The sequence below is a fragment of the Salinibacter grassmerensis genome, assembly GCF_947077765.1.
GTDB classification, from domain to species: domain Bacteria; phylum Bacteroidota; class Rhodothermia; order Rhodothermales; family Salinibacteraceae; genus Salinibacter; species Salinibacter grassmerensis.
Map to the genome: position 1 here is coordinate 171,610 of NZ_CAMTTF010000001.1, position 17,515 is coordinate 189,124.

The 17,515-nt window shown below is 65.1% G+C and carries 11 protein-coding genes; 4 read left to right on the forward strand and 7 right to left on the reverse strand.

The window, feature by feature from the left end:
• Positions 1-34 precede the first annotated feature (34 nt).
• A complete protein-coding gene (locus OJB03_RS00690) occupies positions 35-2,836 on the forward strand; it encodes an LAGLIDADG family homing endonuclease (protein WP_263784408.1) in 2,802 nt (933 codons plus the stop codon).
• 46 nt (positions 2,837-2,882) lie between these two features.
• Positions 2,883-3,329 (forward strand): acyl-CoA thioesterase, encoded by a 447-nt coding sequence (locus OJB03_RS00695; protein WP_263784409.1) that lies wholly within the window; start codon positions 2,883-2,885, stop codon positions 3,327-3,329.
• Between the two features lie 255 nt (positions 3,330-3,584).
• On the opposite strand, the gene OJB03_RS00700 is transcribed toward OJB03_RS00695, so the two are convergent.
• The 6 genes from OJB03_RS00700 to OJB03_RS00725 all read right to left on the reverse strand — a co-directional run bounded on the left by OJB03_RS00700 (position 3,585) and on the right by OJB03_RS00725 (position 13,061).
• Positions 3,585-4,883 carry a CynX/NimT family MFS transporter gene (locus tag OJB03_RS00700; protein ID WP_263784410.1) on the reverse strand — a complete coding sequence of 433 codons (1,299 nt, stop codon included), beginning with the start codon at positions 4,881-4,883 and terminating at the stop codon, positions 3,585-3,587.
• 749 nt (positions 4,884-5,632) lie between these two features.
• A complete protein-coding gene (locus OJB03_RS00705) occupies positions 5,633-6,835 on the reverse strand; it encodes a T9SS type A sorting domain-containing protein (protein ID WP_263784411.1) in 1,203 nt (400 codons plus the stop codon).
• A 63-nt stretch (positions 6,836-6,898) separates the two neighbouring features.
• Positions 6,899-8,725, reverse strand: a complete 1,827-nt coding sequence (locus tag OJB03_RS00710) for a tail fiber domain-containing protein (RefSeq protein ID WP_263784412.1) — start codon at positions 8,723-8,725, stop codon at positions 6,899-6,901.
• A 95-nt stretch (positions 8,726-8,820) separates the two neighbouring features.
• Positions 8,821-10,080: a tail fiber domain-containing protein gene (locus tag OJB03_RS00715; RefSeq protein WP_263784413.1), complete on the reverse strand. Its 1,260-nt coding sequence runs from the start codon at positions 10,078-10,080 to the stop codon at positions 8,821-8,823.
• Between the two features lie 433 nt (positions 10,081-10,513).
• Positions 10,514-12,106 (reverse strand): methyl-accepting chemotaxis protein, encoded by a 1,593-nt coding sequence (locus OJB03_RS00720; RefSeq protein WP_263784414.1) that lies wholly within the window; start codon positions 12,104-12,106, stop codon positions 10,514-10,516.
• Positions 12,107-12,674: 568 nt separating this feature from the next.
• Positions 12,675-13,061 (reverse strand): hypothetical protein, encoded by a 387-nt coding sequence (locus tag OJB03_RS00725; protein ID WP_263784415.1) that lies wholly within the window; start codon positions 13,059-13,061, stop codon positions 12,675-12,677.
• 559 nt (positions 13,062-13,620) lie between these two features.
• Here OJB03_RS00725 and OJB03_RS15670 point away from each other — a divergent pair.
• Both OJB03_RS15670 and OJB03_RS00730 read left to right on the forward strand, forming a co-directional pair.
• Positions 13,621-13,908 carry a DUF4258 domain-containing protein gene (locus OJB03_RS15670; protein WP_423816344.1) on the forward strand — a complete coding sequence of 96 codons (288 nt, stop codon included), beginning with the start codon at positions 13,621-13,623 and terminating at the stop codon, positions 13,906-13,908.
• Entirely contained in the window at positions 13,880-14,164 is a 285-nt protein-coding gene (locus tag OJB03_RS00730) for a type II toxin-antitoxin system MqsA family antitoxin (RefSeq protein WP_263784416.1), read from the forward strand. Before OJB03_RS15670 ends, OJB03_RS00730 begins: the two co-directional genes overlap by 29 nt.
• 519 nt (positions 14,165-14,683) lie before the next feature.
• On the opposite strand, the gene OJB03_RS00735 is transcribed toward OJB03_RS00730, so the two are convergent.
• Entirely contained in the window at positions 14,684-17,494 is a 2,811-nt protein-coding gene (locus OJB03_RS00735) for a carboxypeptidase regulatory-like domain-containing protein (RefSeq protein ID WP_263784417.1), read from the reverse strand.
• Between the last annotated feature and the right edge of the window lie 21 nt (positions 17,495-17,515).

Here is a 17,515-nt window from a genome sequence, read left to right on the forward strand (position 1 = left end):
GGCACTTCCTTCTTCTCACAACCCGAACGACTCCATGTCCACAACGACCCGTTCTCCTTCTTCCACCTCCGCAGACTTCGGCTGGCTCAACGACGAGGCTCGCACCTTTCTCCGCCGGGGGTATCTTCTGGAGGGCACCGGCCCAGAGGAGCGCGTGCGAGAGATTGCCGAGCACGCCGAGGGCCTCCTCGAGATTGAGGGCTTTGCCGATCGGTTCTACGAATATATGGCGCGTGGCTACTACTCGCTCGCATCGCCCGTCTGGTCAAACTTTGGGCTCGACCGGGGCCTGCCAATTTCCTGCTTCGGCTCCTACATCGGCGACTCGATGGAGGCGATCCTCGACACCCACGCCGAGGTCGGCATGATGACCAAGGTAGGCGGGGGCACGAGCGGGTACTTCGGCGACGTCCGCCCGCGTGGGGCCTCCATCACGAACAATGGCACGTCGAACGGCACCTACCCCTTCGGCCAGCTCTTCGACAAAATTATCAACGTAGTGAGCCAGGGGGAAACGCGACGCGGCCACTTCGCCGGGTACATCGACATCGAGCACCCCGACGTGGAGGAGTGGCTCAACATTCAGACCGAGGGCGACGCCATCCAGACGATGATGTACGGTGTCGTCGTGGGGGACGACTGGATGGAGGCCATGATTGATGGCGACTCGGAGAAGCGGGCCCTCTGGGCAAAGGTGGTGGAGAGCCGAATGAACCTCGGCATCCCCTACATCCTCTTCCGCGGCAACGTGCAGGACGGGCGCCCGCAGGTCTACAAGGACAAGGGCTACGACATCCACGCCAGCAACTTGTGCCTGACCGGCGACCAGCGCGTGGTCACAGACCGTGGCTACAAACGGGCCGAAGATCTCTGGGAAGAGGGCGGCGAGCTTACTCTCTTTGACGGAGAGGAAGCGATTGGCTCAAGCCGCATGAAGCTACGGAAGACCAGCGCCGAGGTGTACAAAATCACGCTCGGAAACGGCGTAGAGCAAAAAGTAAGCGCTCGCCATGGCATGCCTGTGTATCAGGGCAAAAGCGAGTACAAGCGGACTGAAGCCCAGAACGTTGAGGTCGGTGACCGGATTGTGATTCAGAAGCAGAAGGGTCTCTTCGGCGACCGGCACTGCCCAGACGAGGCATTTATCCTCGGGATGTGGCAGTCCGATGGTACCCAGCATGGCGACCGGAAGATGATCGACATCTGGGAAAAAGACTTTGACCTTGCCGACGAGATCCAGGAAAAGATAGACCGGATTTACAACCGGCATGGGTTCAATGAATACGAAGTCACGAACCAGTATGGCGAGGCGGTAGGGACGCGCGGCCGAGAAACGCCGCAGCTCCGAGACGTGACTGTAAGCCACTCGAACGACCGTAAGAAGCGGTTAGGGACTACAGCCCTCACGAAGCTTGGCTTCGAGAAGGGCACGGTACCAGAGTGGATTTACGAAGCCGACGAAGAGACCGTGTGGGAGTATGTCCGCGGCCTTCTCATTGCCGACGGGACGGTTCACGTTTCCGATAGCAAGGGGAATCCATTGCAGATTGCCTACGCGGACGTCAACCAGGACTTCCTGCGAAAGCTGCAGCTTCTTTTCAACAATCTGGGTTTGAGCTCTCAGATCCGTTTTCTTCGAGAAGGTGGCAAGCGACCAATGCCAGATGGAAACGGCGGAGAGAAGCTCTACGAGACGCAGGATTGCTATCGGTTGATTGTCGGCAACAAAGCCGCAGGGCTAGAAATCGAGCGTAACACCGGTTTCCTCAGCCGAAAGGGTATTGAGCTTGAAGACCGCTCCTACCGAGACAACACCAAGAAGGCATACGAGGTCGTGGAGATCGAGCACGTAGGTCAGGAGACGGTCTACTGCCCGACGACCCACACCGAAGAGTCTGTGTTTGTCTCTCAAGGCGCTCTGACGTTCAACTGTTCAGAGATTGCGCTTCCCAGCGGCCCGGACGAGAGCTTCGTCTGTTGCCTCTCGTCCATGAACGCGCTGCACTACGACGACTGGAAAGACACCGATGCGGTCGAGACGCTCACCTACTTCCTCGACGCGGTGATGCAGGAGTTCATTGACGGGGCCGACGGAATGGCGCACATGGATCGGGCCGTACGCTTTGCGAAGCGCCACCGGGCAATCGGCATCGGCATCCTGGGCTGGCACTCCTACCTGCAGTCGAACAGGATCCCGTTCGAGTCGGCGGAGGCCAGTCTGACCGGGTCCGAAATCGCAAAAACGATCAAGGAGCGCTCCTACGCGGCGTCCGCCGAGCTCGCCGACCGCTTCGGGGAGCCCCCGGTCCTGGAGGGCTACGGGCGACGCAACGCCACCACGATGGCCGTGGCGCCGACCAAGTCTAGCAGCTTCATCCTCGGGCAAGTGAGCCCCTCCATCGAGCCGATCAAGAGCAACTACTTCGTGCAGGACCGGGCGAAGATGAAGGTCACGTACAAGAACCCGCACCTGAAGGCGCTTCTACAGGAGAAGGGCCGCGACACCGACGAGGTATGGGACGAGATCGCGCTGCGCGATGGATCGGTCCAGCACCTCGACTTCCTGTCCGACGAGGAGAAGGACGTCTTCAAAACCTTCAGCGAGATCAGCCAGATGGCGATCATCGATCAGGCGGCCGGCCGGCAGAAGCATATCGACCAGTCGCAGTCTCTGAATCTGGCGATCGATCCGGGCTCGACGCCGGTCAAGGACATCAACCGGCTCTACGTCGAGGCCTGGAAGAAGGGCGTCAAGTCCCTCTACTACCAGCATGGGGTCAACGCCGCACAGAGCTTCTCGCGCGACCTGCTGGCTTGCAAGGCATGTGAGGCCTAAGTCAGGCAGGGACCGCATATTTCTATCAGCACACACCCCTTCGATCATGGCTCCTCCTCCTTCGCCGGAGTCGCGTCCCGCTGCCGTCCTCGACGAGAGAGCGGAGACGCGCATTGTGCACGCCGTTTTTCCCGGCGATACGAACCACTACCACACGCTCTTCGGCGGCACGGCCCTGGAATGGATGGACCAGGCCGCGTTCATCTGCGCGACGCGCTGGTGCCGGGAAAAGGTCGTGACGGTCCGCACGAGTGAGATTGAGTACAAGCATCCCGTTTCTGAGGGCACGATCGTTGAGCTCATCGCCCGGGTCGCGGGCACGGGCACAACGTCCCTCACCGTCCGCGTCGACATGTTCATCGAGCCGATGGACGAGCACGACCGGACGCTCGCCTGCGACGGCCAGTTTACCCTCGTCGCCCTGGACGATCAGGACGACCCGACGCCCGTTCCGACAATCCCATCCGCGAAGCAGGACGAACCGTCGTCGTAGCCACGCGACCGCCTCGGCCACGGTCGGCTAGGCGTGCTCCGGGCCCCGGCCTCGCGTCTATCCGCAAAACAGACCCTGATGGAGTCAGGAAACGGTGGACACTGCTCAACCGGAGGAAACCTCCAGAAGGCGAACAAGCCGGCGACAGGAGGCTCTTTGTTTGACTGGCCGTTTTCTTCGCCGATGCCGAGGGAGGTCCGATGAGCGTGCAGGCCCCGATCGGGCCCATGCTGTGCGTGCGGCACGCATCCTTGCTCATCTGCCCGCATGAATCTGGCCGGGCTGTCCCGCACGCAGGCCCACGGCCGTCTTCGCCACGAGGGCGGACGCCAGCAGCACCAGGGGCGCCGCCCATCCACCTGTGAGGTCGTGCAGAAGGCCAAAGACTGCCGGCCCGCCCGCCGCGACGAGATAGCCCACCGACTGCGCCATGCCTGAGAGCTCGGTCGCCGTCTCGGCGTCGGCGGCACGCAGGACGAGCAGAAGCAGCGCCAGCCCGAACGCACCGCCCAGCACAAAGCCGAGGACCGAGACCCACAGGGCCGCCATCGGCGCCCCCGGCCACGCCAGCCCGGCCAGCGCGATGCCCTCCACGAGCCCGAGCAGGCAGATGATGCGCCGCTGGTCCGCCTGTCGTGCGGCCCATGTGGGCACGACCGCGGTGCCGGCTACACCCATCATCTGGGAGAGCGCGAGCAGCCCGCCCGCAGCCGCTGGGTCAAAGCCACGCGTCTGCAGAAAGGCCGGCAGCCAGGCGAGAGCGATGTAAAACGTGAGCGACTGAAGCCCCATGAAGAGCGCCACCTGCCACGCCAGCGACGAGCGTCCAAGCGCCCGAAGCGACGCGCCCACATCGTACGCCGCACGGGCTGGCACACGTCTCCGCAGTTGGGGCAGCCACACCAGGAGGGCCGCGATCGCAGGCACGGCCCACGCCCCCAAGGCGCCCCGCCAGCCGAGCGCACCGGCCATCGGCACGGTCGTCCCCGCCCCAAGTGCCGCGCCTGCCCCGATCCCGCTTGAATAGAGGCTGGTCATCACGCCGGAGTGCTCCGGGAAGTCCCGTTTCACGAGCGAGGGCAGGAGCACATTGCCCAGCGCGATGCCCACTCCAAAGAGCACCGTGCCCCCGAAGAGGAGCGCCGTTGACGGAGCTGCTCGCGCAAGCGTCCCGACCGCGACGAGCGAGAGGGTAGCGGCCAGCGCCCCCTCGGTGCCCAGGCGCCGCGCTACCAGTGGCGTGAACGCCGAGACAACCCCGAAGGCCAGAAGTGGCAGCGTCGTGAGCAGGCCGAGTGCCGTGTTGGAGAGGCCCGTGGCCACGCGAATGCTTTCTACGAGCGGCCCTACGCTTGCAAGCGCCGGGCGCAGGTTGAGCGAAATCACCAGGATGCCGAGAATCAAGAGGCCGCGCTGCAACCGAGACTCCGATGCGCGGCGGGGACGGATGATGTGGCGAATGATACGAAGCGCCTGTTGGTGCAAAGGGTGGACGTGACGAAGAGCTGGAGGGCGGGTGAGAGGCCCCAGCACGTGAGGGAGCTGAAGGCGCACGATCGGCGTCTGCCAGAACCCCTCCTGCGGCTCAGTCCCAAAAATAACGTTCGCTGGTGGGGAAAGAGTCCTCCGACCCCGTGCGCTTCGGCTGCACGGACACGCCCGCTGGTGCTTTCCCTCCCCGACTGGTGGCGGAACGTGCGTCGAGGACCGATGCAGGGCGTCGGGTGCGGCGTCGAGTCTGCCCTGGTGGCTGCCCAATACTCACTCCCTGGGCCCGGCTTGGAAAAGCCAACACCGGCTGCCCTACTCCGGCGTTCAGTCCTCCATGGGCTTGTCTTTCAGCCAGTGGCTCGAAGTATCTAGATAAGCAACCGACCAGGAGTAGAAAAGTGTCCCTCAGCACGATGAACGTAACACCAAAGCGGTTCATCTGGGGCGCCGTGGGCCGCGCGCAGAGTCGGCAGATGGCGGGCAGGACCAGCAGGGCGGTCAGCGTCGATGCCACGGTCCCCCTGATCACCACGGCCGTGAGGGGGCACTGCCCGCTCGATCTCACGTCGCTGGCTAAAAGAAGTGGCAAAAGAACAACGGCGCGGTGGGCGTTGTCGTCAAGACGAGCGGGGGGACCGGCGCGCTGCACCGTGGCCTCCTTGTCCGAAAGCCCTCCTTCCCGCAGGTCGCTGACGCAGCTGGCCGGTCCCATCCTCCTCCGAGGAGGCCGGCAACTGCCGAGGGCCGCTCGCGATTCTCCAATTAGTGCGTGATCCTCCGATCAGCGCATGCCTCTGCACTCACTTCTTCACTCAGCGCACGATCGCGAGGCGGCGCGTGTCGGTCACCCTCTCGCCGTTGATGCGCAAGAAGTAGGTCCCGCTGGGCAGCCCCTGGCGGCCTGCGTTCAACCGGAACGTCCTCGTCTCGTGTGCGGGAAGGGGGCCGTCGTACAGCGTCGCCACCCGTCGGCCCAGCACGTCGTAGAGCGCGAGGCGAACGGTCTGCCGCTCCTGCACCGCCACCTTCACGGTGGCCTGCCGGGTGGCCGGGTTCGGCTGCGTGCTCAGCCGGTAGGTCTCCTGCATCTCCACCAGCGCCTCGATGACCTTCGAAAGGTCGGTGCTCCCGTCCAAGTCGACCTGCTCGAGGCGGAACTGGTTGGTGCCCACGCCCAGATCCTTGGCCTGGTATCGGTACCGCTGAGGCTCCGTGGCGGTGCCGCCCTCGGCCTTCGACTCGACGAAGCCGAGCTCCTCCCACGCCCCGGTCGAGTCGCGGCGGTGCTGAACCCCGAAGCCAGCGTTGCCCGTCTCCGAGGCGGTCGCCCACCGGAGCGTGACGCCGCCTCCATCGTTGACGCTCTCGAAGAAGGCCAGCTCCACCGGCAATGGGGTCTGGGTGCTCCCGAGGGTCCATCGGCTAAACGACGCGATGCCGCTTAGCGTCACGGTGTTGGCGGCTGCGTCCCGGCTGCCGGCCCCTTCCTCCGACCATGAGGAGCCCCCGTCGGTCGACTTAAACAGCTCGAGGTTGCTCTCCGAGAGGCCGTTCAGCTCCTCGGGGTCGGCGTAGTGGTGGGTGAGGGTCGCGTTGAGACCGCTGTTGTTCTGCGACGGGGAGATGTCGTAGTAGCGCGCGATGCCCTGGTTGCCGTTGGCACTCTGGATCTGATGGCCGCGGGTGACGGCCACATTGCCCAGGTCCACAGAGGCGCTGATCACCGCCCCGAGCCCGGCCACGTCGCGGGCCGAGGGAGCGCTCAGGGCCCGTGTCGCGGTCAGCTTTCCGTTGTAGGCCCGGCCGCCGGTCTGTTCGCTGAGCGTGGCGGTGGCGCCGGCGGAGCCGAGGTCCATCGTTCCGCTTTTGAGGTTCCAGGCCGCGTCGTTTTGGATCCGAACGGTCGCGCCGTTCTGGACAGAGACGGTTTGCGCCGCCGAAGGGACGGTGGGGGCGACGGCAGCGATGACCAAAAAGGAGAGGATGCAGAAAGAGGGGGCGCGGCTGGGCAGCATGGTGCGGCAGGGCATTGTGGTTGGGAGGCAACGGGCAGACAGGAGCGCTTCTCATCCCCCTGATCAAAGAGCCTCCGCCTCCCGAATGGCAATGCGGCCCCGCCAGAGAAGCCCCCCGCCGAGCCCGATTCCCAGCGCAAGGAGGAGGGCGAGAATGCCGGACCCGGACCCGCCGGCCAGAATCGATCCCTTCTCCGTCTGCGCCTCCAGCGTGGCCAGACGCCGTGTCAACTCGTCGTGCTGGTCGTTGAGGGCCTCAATCTCCGCGTTCAGGTCCGCAATCGTCTCTGTCTTCTCGTCAAGCTCTGCCTGCTGCTCCTGAACCCCTTTCAGCAGAACCGCTGTCATCTTCGAGTAGGAGAGCGAGAGGGTGCCCCCGCTTCCCTCACTGACGAGCGCCGGGAACTGCTTCTGCACCTTCTGCGCGATCAGGCCGATCTGCTCGCCGGACGGGTGGGTCGCCGGGTCCTTGAACCGATAGCGCACCGGGCGAAGTGCCCCGATCTTCTGGAGGATGCCCCCGCTGAGCGGCTCAATGTCGGTCTTCAGGCGGCGGTCAGAGTTTTGGGTGAGGCCCCCGCTAATCGTAAGATTGCCTCCCCCGTCCAGCACCAGTGCGTCGTTGCGGCTGTTGGTCCCTGAGCCGTTGCCGACCACGAAGAGGGTATTGTCCGCTGACGTGTTGGTGTCGTTGTATTTGCCCACCGTGAAGGAAGAAGGGGTGGCCGCTCTCGTGGTCGTTCCGAATGCAGCTGCGTCGGTCCCTATGGCTTTCGTCAACGATCCCATTGCCGTCGCGCCGTCGGACGTCGCGTCCGTATCGTTTCCCAACGCGACGGCCCCCTTGCCCTCGGCGTAGGTCTGGTGGCCGATCGCGGTGGGACCGGGCTCAGAGTCTCCGTCCCCCGCGACACCCAGTGCTTGAGCAGAGTTGCCGATTGCCGTTGCCCCTTTCGTGGACGCCAGTGTGGCGTCGCCAAAGGTGAACGAGTAGTTGCCCGCGTCGGACGCTGCTCCCGGCTGGCCCCCTCGAAAGGCAGCCGTTTCCGGATGGTACTGCATGAACGACCCCCCAATTGAGGGAGGCGATGTCGCAATGTTGGAAAAGGTCCCGGTGACGGCAAACCCATCCGAATCGGCGATCTCGCGGACTCCGTCCTGATTCTCGGAGACTCCTTTGAGATCGCTTGCTTCGTCTAGGGTAGTCCCGTCAGGCAGAACGAAGCCGCCACTCACCTCAAGGTTGCCGCTCTGGTCCAGCACGAGGGCGTCGGAGGGGGTGCTGAGCGTCCCGTTTCCGACGACGAACAGCGGGCCCGTGGACGAATCGTTGTCGTCGTTCCCGTTATTCTTGTTGTTGTAGGTACCGATTGTGAGAGAGCGGTTTGTCGCAGCGGTGGTGTTGCTGCCGAGCGCCACGGCGTGGTTGCCACTCGCAGCCGTCCCCACGCCTATGGCTAGGGCGTTCGTGTTGGTGGCCGTCGTCTGCGTCCCCATCGCCACGGCGGCCGTGCCACTGGCCTTCGTGTTCTGACCGAATGCCACCGAGTGGGAACCGACGTTCGAAGCGTTCCAGAACTGGCGCCCATCGACCCCAGATAAGGCGCTGCTATTGTCGAACACTCGCCCGGCCCGAAAGGCAGCCTCTGCCGGGTACCACATCAGCCGGGTGCCCGGTCCTTCGGTAGGAATTGAGTCGGCGGGGCTTGTGGGGCCGTAGCTGCCGGGGACGTAGAGGCCGCCGTCGTAGTTGAGTTGGAGGCGCGTGTCGGTGTTTCCGTTTTCAATCGTGGTCGTGGGTGTCTGCCCGTGGGCCGCGCCCGCCAAGAGCACCGAAAAGATCAGAAGAAGGGGGACGCGGACTTCCGTCGATAGTGTACTCGCAGACATCGCATTCGCAGACATCGTACTCGTGCGTATCGTGTTTGCAGACATCGAAGTAGAAAGTCGAACCCAGAAGACGAGAAAAGGAGGGCAGAACCCAGCTATGTGCGCCGACGCCAGATGAGTCCCCCGGCGAAGCTGCCCGCACCGACCACCAGCATCAAGAGGGCCGTTGGGCCCCAGCCCGCTGGCAGTACCGAAGATTTCTTGCTTTCTAGGGCCGCGAGGCGCGTCTTCATGTCCTCGATCTGCTCAACCCGGCTTTCGATCTCCACATTCTGTGCCCGGAAGCGGTCGTTCTCGCTCTGCAGGGCGCGAACCTGAGCCTGCTGCTCTTGAACCCCTTTCAGCAGAACGGCTGTCATTTTCGAGTAGGAGAGCGAGAGGGTGCCCCCGCTTCCCTCACTGACGAGCGCCGGAAACTGCTTCTGCACCCCCTGCGCAATGAGGCCGACCTGCTCGCCGGACGGGTGGGTCGCCGGGTCCTTGAACCGGTAGCGCACCGGGCGAAGCGCCCCGAGCTTCTGGAGGATGCCCCCGCTGAGCGGCTCAATACCGGTCTTGAGGCGGCGGTCGGAGCTTTCGGTGAGGCTCCCGCTGATCGTGAGGTCGCCGGTCTTCGTGAGCACCAGTGCATCGGAGGGGGTGCTGAGCGAGCCGTTGCCGACCACGAAAAAGGTGCCATCCGCCGATGTGTTGGCACTGTTGTGCCTGCCAATCGAGAGAGACTGGTCCGTGGCGGCGGTCGTGTTCGAGCCCATCGCTGTCGCGTAGCTACCGCTGGCGGTGGTCCCGTTGCCCATTGCCGTGGTCCGCAAGCCACTGGCGGTGGTCCCGTTGCCCATCGCCGTAGCGTCGGAGTTGCTGGCGGTCGTGTTGAAGCCCATTGACGTGGCGTTGCTGCCGCTGGCGGTCGTCCCGAACCCCGTTGCCGTCGCGTAGTCGCCGCTGGCGGTCGTTCCGCCGCCCATTGCCGTGGCGCCGAGGCCGCTAGCTTTCGTGTCGAAGCCAAGCGCGGCCGATTGCTTTCCCACGTTCACCGCGTCCCATTCCGTGCCGCCCACCCGCCCAGCGCGGACAGCGGCCTTCGCCGGGTACCACATCATCCGGGTGCCGGCTCCTTCGGCGGGGATCGAGTCGTTCTCCGTCCCGTCTGTGACGTAGCTGCCGGGGACGTAGAGGCCGCCGTCGTAGTTGAGTTGGAGGCGCGTGTCGGTGTTTCCGTTTTCAATCGTGGTCGTGGGCGTCTGCCCGTGCACTGGGACTGTCCCCAGCCCGAGGGCCAATAGCCCAAGTCCTCCCAGGGCGGCCGCGACGAGATGAATCGAAAAAAGACGAGAGGTGTGGAGGGAGGCTTGCATGGGATGAAGGCGCCTGACTGGAAGAGAGCCGATCGGCCCTCGATGCAAGGGAGTGTCTCCCGGTAAGCGCCGAAGACCTTCTAAGTGTATTTTGCGTAAGACCTACTGGGGGCAAGAACCTTGCCACTATCGGTGGAAGAGCCTCCCCTGAACGGGTGCAACGCGTCCTATGAGAAAGAAAGACCCCCGGTATGAGACACTGGTCTTGACTCCAGGGCCCGTTTCCCGGCTGGATTTTTCCGCCGCCGCTGTTCTCCTCGGCGGGGCTTTTCCCTGAAGCTGAAGGGCATGGTGGATGGAGGCGCCCCTTCAGAATATCAACAGACCAGAGGCTTCCGTGGAAGAAGTTCGTTTAGGAGGAAAGGGCTTCTCTCGTAAAGAATAGCTTCTCCCGAGACGTCCCTCACACGGAGGTCTTTCACGTAGACACCTCTCACGCAGACACCTGTCCGGACGGATGCCCATCGCCCCCCCCGTAGTCCTGGGGCGCGGTCTTGCTGCCGCTCGTTCGGGACGACCCAGACTCCTCGTCAAGGTCGAACCGCTGGACTGCGCTACGGAGCCGTTCGGTGAGGACGTCGAGCTCGTCCGCCGTATCGGAAACCTCCGTCACGCCGGCCGCCGCCTCCTGGACCGCTGTGGAGATCGACTGGATACTTTGTGCGATCTGCTCGCTAGTGGCGCTCTGCTCCTCCGAGGCGGTCGCAATCTCTTCCGCTCGCCCTTCCACCGTGCCGATGGAGGTAATGACTTCCTCAATGGCCCTACCGGTCCGATCGGCAAGCTCCATTCCCTCCTCCGCCCTCTGGCTGCTCCGGCGTGCTGCCTCGACCGCGTCTTCGGTCTCGTCCTGAACCTGCTCGATCATGCTGGCGATTTCGTCGGTCGCCGCGTCGGCCTCCTCCGCAAGCTCGCGCACCTCCTCGGCGACGACGGCGAACCCCTGGCCAGTGTTGGACCCGTCTTCTCCGGCCCGAGCGGCCTCGATTGCCGCGTTCAGCGCGAGCAGGTTCGTCTGCCCGGCTATTTCATCGATCCGCTCGACGACCTGGCCAATCTCTTCACTCGAGGCGGCGAGCCCTTCGATGACCGACGCGGTGTCCTGGGCCGCGTCCACAATCTCTTCCATCTTTCCGGTCGTCTCTTCGACGACCTCTCCGCCCTGCCGGGCCTGCTGGCCCCCGGCCTCGGCGGCCTCGGCGACCGACTGGACACTGCGGGCGTTCTCGTCGATCGTCTGGTTGAGCTGTTCGACGGCCGCGGCCACTTCCTCGGCCTGTGCGGACTGCTCCTCGGTCGACGCGGCCATCTGGTCCGACGACGCGCTGATTTGACTGGCCGACGCCGTGGTCGACTGGGCTACCTCTTGGATCTGCTCGACCATCTGCTGGAGGTTTTCGACCGACCGGTTGAAGCCGTCGTAGAGGCGCCCCATGTCTCCATCTGCCTCGGTGTCCACCCGCGCGGTCAGATTCCCGTCCGCAAACCGACTCATTGCCCCCAAAAGAACCTCTACCTGCTCGGTGAGGGTATCCCGCTTGTTTTCGGCCCGGACCCGGTCGGTTATGTCGTTTGCGATTTTGACGACCTTCTGGACCTCTTCTCCGTCTCCAAACACCGGGACGTACGTTCCCTGCAGCCAGAGCACGCGGCCGCTCTTGGCAATTCGCTTGAGGCGGCCCTCGTGCGGCTCCCCGCGCCCGAGCTTCTCCCAAAAGGCGCGGTACTCCTCTGACCGTGCATACTCGTCCTCGACGAAGATGCGGTGGTGCTCGCCTTCAACCTCTCCGGGCTCGTACCCGACGAGATCGAGAAAATTCTCGTTGGCCGCCACAATGGTCCCATCGGGACGAAATTCGATGACTCCCATCGACCGGTGTACGCCCTCAACGAGCGCAGCCTCGGTAATTTCTGAACCGCCCCTGCCATTTCTGGCGGAGCCGTTGCCCGCGTCGTGTCCAGTAGCGCCTTCGACTGTTGCGTCGTTCTGCGCGGCCTCTTCGGGGCCGAAAAGTTGAGTAAACATGGCGCCTGTCTCTAAATTGTGTACGGAGACTAAACTCGGAGCGCGTTTTAGGTTATCGGTGCATGTTATGGGAACTTAAATTTTGCGGCGTAGCGTGGCCGACGTGCGGGAAGACGTGTCCCGGGCACAAGGGGAGTGTCTTGAGACGTCCGGTCCGTCCGCATTGGGCGCTGTTGGTTTCAGACGGGACGAGGTGGGGTTCTCACCTTGCCCTCCTCAGGTCGCCTGGGGAGCGGCTCAAAACGGGTGTCAGATGCGGTTTTCCAGAACCGGTCGCGATACACAAAACCGGTGATTTGCCCGGTAGCAGACTGCCGGACGGCAGCTTGCCCGGCAACAGCTTGAGAGACGAGAGGTCGACACGGTCGCCGAGGGGCTCCGATTAGACGAACAGTAGCCCTACCCATGCTGGATGGACCCAGGCGAGTGAATTCCCGAGAGTACTAGGCCGGGTCCGAGTCGAGACCGGCGGTGATCCAGCCAAGGACGGCGAGGGGCCCACATCGGCCCATGGCTCAGGCTGACTCGCCGCTTCAACGGGCCTCACCGCGGCCTGGACAGGCGCGTGCTACAGCTCCACCTCCACGGTAAGTCCAATTTGGTTGCCGCGGGGACCACCAGCGGTCGGAGTGATTCGGATATCGGAGATGTCGACGCCGTGGGCTCGGTTGTACCGGCGGGCCGCATTGTCGGCAATGACGATGTCGTAGATGGCGCTGATGAGAACCACGGCCCCTCCGATGGGGGCCGCCACGAGAAAAATTCCCAGCCCCTCGTATCCGGAGCGCCCCACTGTAGCAAGTACCGGCAGGAGCGCCCCGCCAGTTCGGACGCCGATGCCGACCCAGGCCCTCCTGTTGTTTTCGGCGTAGAAGTGCCCGGCAGCCGGGCCCAGTAGGAGCCCCGCGCCAAAGATTGGGGCTCCCAGAACCGTTCCGCCGACCGAGTACCACATGGCCCGTTGTGGGTCTTTTCTCTGGAACTCGTCCCCAGATGTAGTCGAAGCGTGAGATGTATCTGGAGCAGCGGGGCTCTGCGAGTAGGCCGGGGCCGTCAGGAAAACGGCGAGGGCGAAAATGACCAGATCGGCCTTTCGGCAACTCTCAGCTTCCACGGGGCCGTTCGGGCAGCGCATGGACACAGGATAGGGCATGGACACGGTGGGGTCTGCTAGCTTTGAGGAGGCGATGTCAAGCGTGCGCCCCCGTAGGTAAGCATTGTGGAGCCGGACGACCGGATATTTTTCCGTGCTGTGTGGACAGGCCCGTTTCTCGAGGGGAGTTCCACGAGATGGAGGACCTCGCCAGACGCAAGAAAGCATGGGATCGACCGGTCGGGATTGAACCAGTCAGCTCGGCCTCGGTCTCATTCTACCTGAAGGAGATGGTGCCGCAGACTCCCGGCGAAAATTGCTCTACCGGTAAATATGTCTGCCGAAAATCTATTTTCCACCGCTACCGTTCCGTCCTCATGCTACGTATTTCACATGCAGCGTCACTTTCGTCTCCGCGCCCATGCGATTGAGCGCTCGTTCGAGCGTGAGATTCCTCGGGGCCGACATCCGGGATGTATTGGAAACCGGAGAGGTCTTCGATCGAGAGCCCAGCGCAAAGCCGTTTCCGAAGTACTACGTGTTGGGATGGGTCGACAGCCCTGCACGACGAGGAGATCATGACCGTGGTCGGCCTATTCACGTGGTAGCGGCTGACGATGAGGAAGCCAGCATCACGTGTGTGCTCACTGTTTACGAACCTGACCCAGATCTCTGGACCGATGAGTTCCGAAAAAAACAGGACGACTGAGCCGGTAGCCGAAGAAGAGTGCCCGATGTGTCTTGCGGGCACACTCCGTGAGGGCAGTACGACCATTACGCTGGAGCGGGGCGAGGCCACGGTCGTGCTCAAAGAAGTGCCTGCTAACGTGTGCGATGTCTGCGGGGAAGCATACGTGGATGAGGAGGTGTCCGCGGCCGTTTACGAGAAGGCTGAGGAAGCTGTGGAGGCCGACGTACAGTTTGACGTGCGCCGGTGGAAGGGTGTCCGGAAAGCCACCACGTAGTGTCCGAAAACGTGCCGTGGGAACGGTTCTACGATCGGAAGGGAGAGTCCCTGGTCAAGCCGAGATTGAGCTGGTCCGAGGCCATTCCCATGCTTCTGCTCCTGATTCCCTAGGGTTGGCGGGCAACCCAGACTTTGCCGGAGCCGAGCTAGGTTAGCCAACTTGACGCCTCGACCCGGCACCACAGGATCTAGTCGGCACCGTAGGCCCGGTCCATCGGCGACCGCTTCTCGACGTCCCGCGAAGCTGCCCTTGGGGCCGAGTCGCCGAAATCCTGTCCATCAGTTCGGTGAAGACAATCGCCCCGTGGCACCGCCCCGTCGTCGGCACTATCCAGAGCGGCAGCCCCCGCCAGCCGCGTGCGAGGCGGGTCTTCATTGAGCTCCCTTCTCACCGAACGGAAGTGCTGGAGGCACTGGAAAGAGGGCAGACCCTGGTGAAAAAGAGAATAGAGTGTCTCCCAAGCAGATCAGCCCGGGGGGGGGACATCCCTACCCTCAAACGCAGCATTCGCTGCAGTCAGTATCGGATTCGAATGGAGACCATGGCCCGTCGGCCGGGCAGGGATCGGGTCCACCGCGAGACCGATCCGTCCGGGTTTGGCTCCAGCCCCCAGTCGGCCACGTTCCGGCGGCCCAGCACGTTGGCGAGTCCGATCCGGCCCTCGACGCTTACCCCGGCCCAGGAACGGGAGACGCTTACGCCGGCATCGAGCGTATACCGAGGCGGCAGCCGGTGGGTCGAGGGCCGATCTAATTGGAGTTCGTCCCAGGCCCCCTCGAGGTCGGCGGGCGTCAGATAGGCGTAGTACGCCCGCCGGTAGCCCCAGCGGCGGCCCCACGTCCCTTCGCCGGTTGCCTCCAGAGCAAGCCCGGCGCCGAGGGGCACCTCCGCGGTGAGGGCAAGGCGGTGCGGATCGGTCCACGGCACCGGCGTCTGCCGCCCGCCGAAGCGCCCGGGGAAGGTGCGCTCGGCCCGGCTGTAGGCGTAGCGCAGCGACCCGGTGAGGCCCGGGCCTTCGTAGGCAACCTCCAGCCCGCCGCCATGCGCAAATCCCTGGCTGGGGGCGATGAACCGCGACGGGTCGGTCGGGGCGGCCATCGTCTCCGGGGCGCCGCGCAGGGCCGGATAGTCGATGGCAAGCAGGTGGGGCTGCCACTTCCGATACCCCTCTACGTCAACCTGCCAGCGAGGGGCAGGCGCCCACGTCAGGTCGGCCGCGAGGTGATAGGTGCGGGGCGGCGTGAGCGGGTCGGTGAGAGGGAGCCACATCCGCGTCGTGGGCACGACCGCCGTGGCGCCGTCGCGGGCCAGGTCAAACTGTGCGGTGAACTGCCGGTAGAGGCCGCCTCGCACGCTCAGGGCTACCGTGCCGAGCCCGCCGACAGGCCGGTCGTACCGGAGGGCGCCCCGCGGCTCGGCGAACACGGTCCCCTGGCCGGGGCGGCTCGTCAGCCGGAGGCCCCCGTCGAGCTGCGTATGGGCCCCGAGGCCAATCGTCATCTCGGCCGCGGTCCTGAGCCGGCTCGTATGCGCCCGGTGTTGGAGCCGGGGGGCAAACGCGTTTCCGATGCGGACGTGGCTCCGCTGGTGCGTGAGGCCACCGGACCACACGAGGCCCCAACGGGGACCGAGGGCCACGTCGACCTCTCCCTCGAGGAGGGCCTCCGTCACCTCGCCCGACCCCTCCTGCCCGTGGGCGGCCCGTTGCGCCGCGGCCACCCCCGATCCCGAGCGAAGCGATGAGGAGGACGTGAACTGGACCTCGCCCACCTCCGAGGCGGTCGTGCCCTGGTAGTGGCTCACGCCGGCCTGCAGTGTGGCGGTCGTGCGGCCGGAGACCGGCGCTCGGTAGCGGGCCTGCGCGGTCGTGTTCGACCAGTCCTGCTCGTCGCGGGTCGGCAGTTTGAAGGGAGAGGAGTCGAGGGACGGCTCCTCGTTTCCGTCGCCGCCACTCAGGCCTGGGCCGACAGGCTGGCCCAGCACCAGGTCGGCCCCAATGGCGCTGCGGCCGTGGTAGGCAGAGAGGTCGAGCCGTTCGGCGGGGCCGAGGTCGAAGCGGAGCGCGCCGTGTAGGTCGTAGAAGCCGGCGCTCGGCTCGGCCCGGGCGCCCAGCGACCCGCGGGCGAGCGACGAGTCGGGCGGGCCTTGCGCGGCTGCGAGCATCGGGTCGAGCGTCGACCACCGGTCGATGAGGTCGTGGAGCCCGGCGTCCTGGTATACGTCCCATACGCTCGTGCGGCCGGCCACCATGACCGAGACGGGCGTCGTCCCCAGCGTCGCGGTGCCCTGCAGTCGGGCGCCTAGGCTGCGCGAGTCGGCGCGAACGGTGCCGTACCGCCCGCCCGACCCGGAGAAGTCGTGGGTGAGCTCGAGGGTGCCGGAGAGGGCGTTCCCTCGGAGGGCCCCGAAGCCGGCCTTTCGCGCCGTGAGGCCCTCCAGCGCGAGGGGGCTGAAGGCGCCGAGGAGACGGCCCGCGCTCGCCGGATTGCGCACCGGCATGCCGTCGAGGCGGAGGGTGTGCCCACCGGACGGGCCGCCCTGGATGTGCAGGTCGGCGTAGGGCGGCGATGCGGTGACGCCGAGAACGGAGCCGGCCGCGCCGAGCACGTCGGGCACCTCCGCCGCCCCGCCGGCCCGCAGCGGCGCCGCCCGAACGCGGTCTGCGTCGCGCTGGGCCGACGGGAGGCCGTAGCGGTCGGCGTTGACGACGAGCGAGTCGGCCGCGATGGGCGACGGGGCGAGGGCGGCTGCGTGGTGGGCGGTATCGTTGGGGGGCACGTAGACGGTCGCCTCGTGGCGGCGGTAGCCGAGGTGGCTGATCATGACCGTGTGCGGGCCGGGCAGCAGGCCAGGAACGTGGAACCGGCCGGTCGAGTCGGTGACCGTGCCCCGAATGTCCTGTGCCTCCGTCAGCCGGATGTGCGCGCCTGAGAGGGGACGACCGGCCTCTCCGTCCCGCACGATTCCGGCCAGCCGCCCCTCCTGCGGGGGGCGCTGGATGGGCGAGCGGAGGACGTAGGTCCCCTTCGAGGTTCGGACGTAGTCGACGGGGTGCCCGGCCAGCAGGCAGCGGAGGAGGGCTTCCGGAGGCGACTCGCCCGTGACACAAGAGGCGCGCCGGCCCGCCACGAGGGACGCGTCATACACGAGGCTGATGCCGGTCGCCGTGGCCATCTGCTCCAGCGCCTGGCCGAGCGGGGCGTCCTGGATGCCGAGGGCCGCAGGTTCTCCTGCGCTAGGCTGCGCCACCACGTGGCCTCCGGAGCCCCCGAGGAGAAGGGCCACGAGGATCCCAATTCCCTGGCACGAGCGCAACATGTCAGTCATGGCGGCCGGAGCGCACGGGGA